Annotated in this window: 5 protein-coding genes; 2 read left to right on the plus strand and 3 right to left on the minus strand. The window is 73.6% G+C overall.

Features of this window, described 5'->3' with window-relative positions; translation table 11 throughout:
• The first annotated feature begins 231 nt into the window (after positions 1–231).
• Positions 232–1,029 (plus strand): N-formylglutamate amidohydrolase, encoded by a 798-nt coding sequence (locus B7767_RS18680; protein ID WP_085573179.1) that lies wholly within the window; start codon positions 232–234, stop codon positions 1,027–1,029.
• 208 nt (positions 1,030–1,237) lie between these two features.
• Here the strand turns inward: B7767_RS18680 and B7767_RS18685 are convergent, their stop codons facing one another.
• Genes B7767_RS18685 through B7767_RS18695 form a run of 3 tightly spaced genes read right to left on the minus strand, consistent with a single transcriptional unit; the run spans position 1,238 to position 3,755 of the window.
• The gene (locus B7767_RS18685) at positions 1,238–1,693 is read right to left on the minus strand and encodes a hypothetical protein (RefSeq protein WP_085573180.1); all 456 of its coding nucleotides are present in this window, start codon (positions 1,691–1,693) and stop codon (positions 1,238–1,240) included.
• Positions 1,690–2,265 carry an RNA polymerase sigma factor gene (locus B7767_RS18690; protein WP_085573181.1) on the minus strand — a complete coding sequence of 192 codons (576 nt, stop codon included), beginning with the start codon at positions 2,263–2,265 and terminating at the stop codon, positions 1,690–1,692. The genes B7767_RS18685 and B7767_RS18690 overlap by 4 nt, the downstream gene beginning before the upstream one ends.
• Before the next feature lie 59 nt (positions 2,266–2,324).
• A complete protein-coding gene (locus tag B7767_RS18695) occupies positions 2,325–3,755 on the minus strand; it encodes a S8/S53 family peptidase (RefSeq protein ID WP_085573182.1) in 1,431 nt (476 codons plus the stop codon).
• A 166-nt stretch (positions 3,756–3,921) separates the two neighbouring features.
• On the opposite strand from B7767_RS18695, the gene B7767_RS18700 reads away from it, so the two are divergent.
• The coding region (locus tag B7767_RS18700) for a tetratricopeptide repeat protein (protein WP_256923483.1) at positions 3,922–4,743 on the plus strand (822 nt) is incomplete at its 3' end.

Consider the following 4,743-nt stretch of genomic DNA (forward strand, 5'->3'; position numbering starts at 1 on the left):
AGGCCGCCTCGACGCGCTCGCAGAGGGCGGCCCGGACGGCCCGGCCGCGGTCCACGACGTGGCCGGGGCGGCAGGCGCCGCGGTACGGGGCGCGCGAAAACGGGTGGGCGGGCACCTGCCCGTCGCCGGTCGGCATGGTGGTCCCCGGTCCTCCGGCGGTGGGCGTTGTCAGTGCCGTGTGACACGGTTGATCACGTCGTGAACCACTGACCATGCCTTTGGAGCAACCGCGTGACCGATGTGTCGTCGTCCTTCGCGTTCCTTTCCGGTGATCCGGACTCCCCCGTGATCCTGCACGTGCCGCACTCCTCGCGGGAGATACCGGGGGACGTGCGTTCCGGGATCGTGCTGGACGATGCCGGGCTGGAGCGGGAGCTCGACCACATCACCGACTCGCACACCGCGTCGATCGCCGAGGCGGCGGCGCGGGCGGCCGGGGTCACGCCGTGGCGGTTCGTGAACCGGCTCTCGCGGCTGGTCGTCGACCCCGAGCGGTTCCCGGACGAGCGGGAGGAGATGCTGGCCGTCGGCATGGGCGCGGTCTACACGCGGACCACGCACAAGGACGTGCTGCGGCCCGAAGGGTTCGACGCCGAGCCGCTGGTCGAGCGGTACTTCCGTCCGTACGCGCGGGCGATGACGGAGGCCGTCGCCGGCCGGCTCGCGGCGACCGGGCGGGCCGTGGTCATCGACGTGCACTCGTATCCGAGCACGCCGCTGCCCTACGAACTGCACGGCGACGGGCCACGGCCGGAGGTCTGCCTGGGCACCGACTCCTTCCACACCCCGCCCGGGCTGCTCGCCGCCGCCCGCGAGGCGTTCGCGCCGTGCGGGGGGACGGGGCTGGACAGCCCGTTCGCCGGGACGTACGTACCGCTGGAGTTCTACGGCAAGCGGGCTGAGGTGTCCGCCCTGATGGTGGAGATCCGCCGGGACACCTACATGACCGAACCGGGCGGCCCCGCCGGGCAGGGCCTGCACGGACTCGCCTCGGCACTCGCCACCCTGATCGACGCGGTCTCCCACTGACTCAGGCGGATCGCCGTCTCCGGCGCGTACCGGCCTCTCCGGCGTTCGGGGGGCGGGGGTCCGGGGGCAGCGGCCCCGGGGACGGGAAGGGGCGGCGGCGGGCGAAGAACCGGGCCGGGCACGGCAGTCGCTGCCGGGACGCCGCGCGGCGACCTCGGAAGGCCGGGGACCGAGGAGGCGCGGCCCCCTCGGTCCCCGCCCGGAGGGGTCAGGCGCGGAGCCACTCCGTGACGACCACGTCGTCGTCGGTGCGCAGGCGCAGGGCGAAGGGGCCGGAGGGCGGGGTGGCGGTGGTGAAGCGGCCCAGGTCGTCGGCGACGAGCGGGGTGGTGGCCTGCGGGCCGCCGAGTACCTCGACGCGGGCCGGCCGGGGCGGCAGCACCTGGCCCATCAGGCCCTCCGCGGTCACCTCGACGTCCAGCGTCACCTCACCGGCGGTGAAGGTGAGCATGCGCGGCACGTCCGTCGCGCCCCTGACCGGGATGGCGTCGACCAGCGAGTCGAAGGTCAGCTCGGCCACACGGGCGTCGAGGTCGTGCAGCGCGTAGGCGTCGACGGCGATCTGCAGCAGGGCGGGAGGCAACGGGTCCAGGACGGCCGCCGCCTGCCGGAGTTCCTCCTCCAGCAGCCCGCTGTCGAAGTCGTCGTCCAGGTCGTCGTTCACATCGCCCCCCGTGCCTCGAGCCGGGCCCGCAGCCGGCGCAGACAGCGCTGGCGCAGCGGCCCGATGCTGCCCACCGCGATGTCGAGCGCGGCGGACACCTCCTGATAACTGGGCGGCGGCGAGGCGATCAGCACGCGCAGCAACTGCCTGCACCGCTCGCCCAGTTCCTCGAACTCCTGCCACAGCCGCCGCACGCGCTCGCTCTGCGCCGCCGCCTCCTCCGACTCCAGCAGCGACTGCTCCGGCGCACCGTCCTCGCTGACCCGGTCCAGCAGCTGCGGATCGTCCGTCAGCATCAGCCGGCGCGCGTTCCGGTGCACCTTCAGGCACTCGTGCCGCGCGGTACTGGCCAGCCAGGAGCCCGTCTTGTCGGGTTCCCGGATCCGCCCCAGATGCTGGGCGAAACGGAACCACACGGTCTGGTAGACCTCGTGCGCGTCGGCGTCGGAGAGCCGGTGCGCGCGCACCACGGACCACACCAGTGGGCCCAGCCCTTCCACGATCGCCTTCCAGGCCGCCGCGTCGCCGTCGACAGCGGACCGGACCAACGCGCCGACTTCAGTACGCTCCACGGTCCCACCCCTCGTGTACGGCACGTCATCGTACGCCGTGGAAGGGAGAACTCCGCTCCTCATGCCCGGGCCGAGGGTGGTGAGACCTGCACGGGGCGCCAGGTGGGCGGAAGGAGCGCCGGGACGTGCGCCCCGCGCACTTGTGCGTACTCGGTGTTGGCGTCGAGCAGTTGCCGGCGGGCCTTGCGCGGGTCGGTCTCCGCCTGCGCGGTCATGTGGGCGGCGACCATGCCGACGGCGACGGGGGTGGCGAACGAGGTCCCGCTCCACTGGGCGAGCCCCTCGAACATCACCTGGTCCGGCTTGCCTGAGCCCTCGTCCTCGCTCAGCACGCCGGTGTGGCGCGGGTGATGGCACGTGCAGGCGTACGTGAAACCGTAGCGGCAGGCGTCGTAGGTGGAGTGCTGATACACGTACGGGACGGGCGTGGCGAAGCCGGTGAGGGCGCTGACGAGGCGCTCACCGGGCGCGTAGGCCTTCACCCAGCCGCCGTGGTTGCTGAAGCAGGCGCCGAACTCGCCGTCCCCGCGCAGCGCGCCGACGGACAGCACGGCGTTCTCGTAGCCGGGCAGGTCGGCGTAGGCGGCGGGCCAGAAGGGCGTGGCGCTGCCGTTGTTGCCGGCGGCGGCGACCAGCAGGGTGGGCCGCTCACGCAGTTCCCGCATGAAGGCGTCGACGCCGAGGAGTCCGTCGGCACGGCCGTTGGAGGTGCCGGCGGAGAGGCTGATGACGTCGGGCCAGCCGTCCTGGTCGACGGCCTCGAAGAGCTTCTCGCCGAACTCGGACTCCAGGACGGCGCCCGCGTCGTTCAGCGTGCCGCGGACGGTGATGTCGGTGTTGGGGGCGACGGCGGCGACGAGTCCGGCGATGAATGTGCCGTGCCCGCAGTACTGCCGGAGGATCCCGTCGCCGTCGCACTCCTCGACCTGGGCGTCGCCCCGGGTGTGGGCGAGCGGCGGGTAGGAGTGGTGGTCGTGCATGAGACCGGTGTCGATGACGAGCACGCCGACGGCGGTGTCCGGGTCGTGGGCGGTCCCGGCGGCGGCCGGGTTGGGCTGCCCGCCGGGCGCCACGGGCACGGGCTCGTCGCCGGGGCAGGCGTTGACCGCGATCGACACCACGTGGTTGCGGCTGATCAGCCGGTGCCCGGCACGGCCCTCGGTCGCCGACAGCGCGCGCAGCGCCCCCGCGACCGCCGGGTCGCCGCTGCCGTCGCCCCGGCCGGGGTCGGCGACCCGGATACGGGTGATGCCGGAGCGGTTGGTCTCCGGGCCCACCCGGCGCACATGGTCCGGGGCGAGCCCGGCGAAGGTGGTGAAGTGCTGTCGCACGGTGTCCTCGACGACGCGGGCCTCCTCTCCGTCGCGGGCGAGGACGACACCCTTCTCGTAGAGGAACTCGCCCGCGTCGTCCGGCCCGATCGCCAGGGGGACGTCGGGCATCGAGCGCTGGATCTGTGCGAACTGCTCGCGGAATCGCTGTGGTGCCATGGCATGTCCTCCACTGGTGCGACGGCGGCCGGTGCCGCGGAGCCCTCGTGAATGCAGAGCCGGTGTGCCGGCGTTTGATACAACGTCACACCTGTGAGGCGTGATGACTGAGCACTACCATCGTGGGGTGACAGCGGGAAGCGACACGGTGCTGGAACTGCTGCCGATGGTGTTCGCCGCCCCGGGTGAGGCGCTGGCGAGGGCGGAAGCGGTGCTGGGTGACCGTCCACCGCCCCTGCACGCCTCCGTCGCCCATCAGGTGATCGGCATCTGGCAACGGGACTTCGGCGACATGCGGCTGGCCCTGACCCATCTGCGGCGGGCCCGCACCTGGGCGGCGCGCGCGGACTCGGCCGAGCGGGAGGCGGACGTCCTCGCCACGCTCGGGGTCGCACTGGTGCACGCGGGGCGCACCCGGCAGGGCATGGACGCGCTGCGGCGGGGCGTCGAGCGCGGCACCGGGCACACCCGCGCGCGGGTGCTGTTCCGCCGGGCGTACTCGTGGTGGGTGCTGGGCCATCACAAGGAGGCCCTGGAGGACGTACGGCGGGCCATTCCCGTACTGCGGCAGGCCGAGGACGTGATCTGGACGGCGCGGGCGCTGACCCTGCGGGCGACGGTGCACCTGGCGCTGGGTTCGGTGGAGCGGGCGAACGCCGACTTCACGGCGGCCGAGACGCTGTGGGAGACCACAGGGCAGGAGCACGACAAGGCGGACGCGGTGGAGAGCCGGGGGCTGGCCGCGTTCCGCGCGGGCGACGTCCCGGCGGCGCTGCGGCTGCTCGACGAGGCGGAGGAGCGGTACGCCAAGCTCGGCACGCCGACGTTCATGCTGGACATCCGGCGCTGCGAGGTGCTGATGGCGGCCGGTCTCGCCGCGGAGGCGCTGGCCGAGGCGGACGCGGCGCTCCGGGCGCTGGACGGGATCGGCGGGCAGTCCACCCGCAAGGCGGAGCTGCTGCTGGCCGCCGCGCGGGCGGCCCGGCTG

It is taken from the genome of Streptomyces sp. 13-12-16 (assembly GCF_002114215.1).
Lineage (GTDB): Bacteria > Actinomycetota > Actinomycetes > Streptomycetales > Streptomycetaceae > Streptomyces.

What these genes read in the sequence shown, in the direction of transcription:
- B7767_RS18695 (WP_085573182.1), bottom strand. Translation starts at nt 3,755, where the DNA reads ATGGCACCACAGCGATTCCGCGAGCAGTTCGCACAGATCCAGCGCTCG.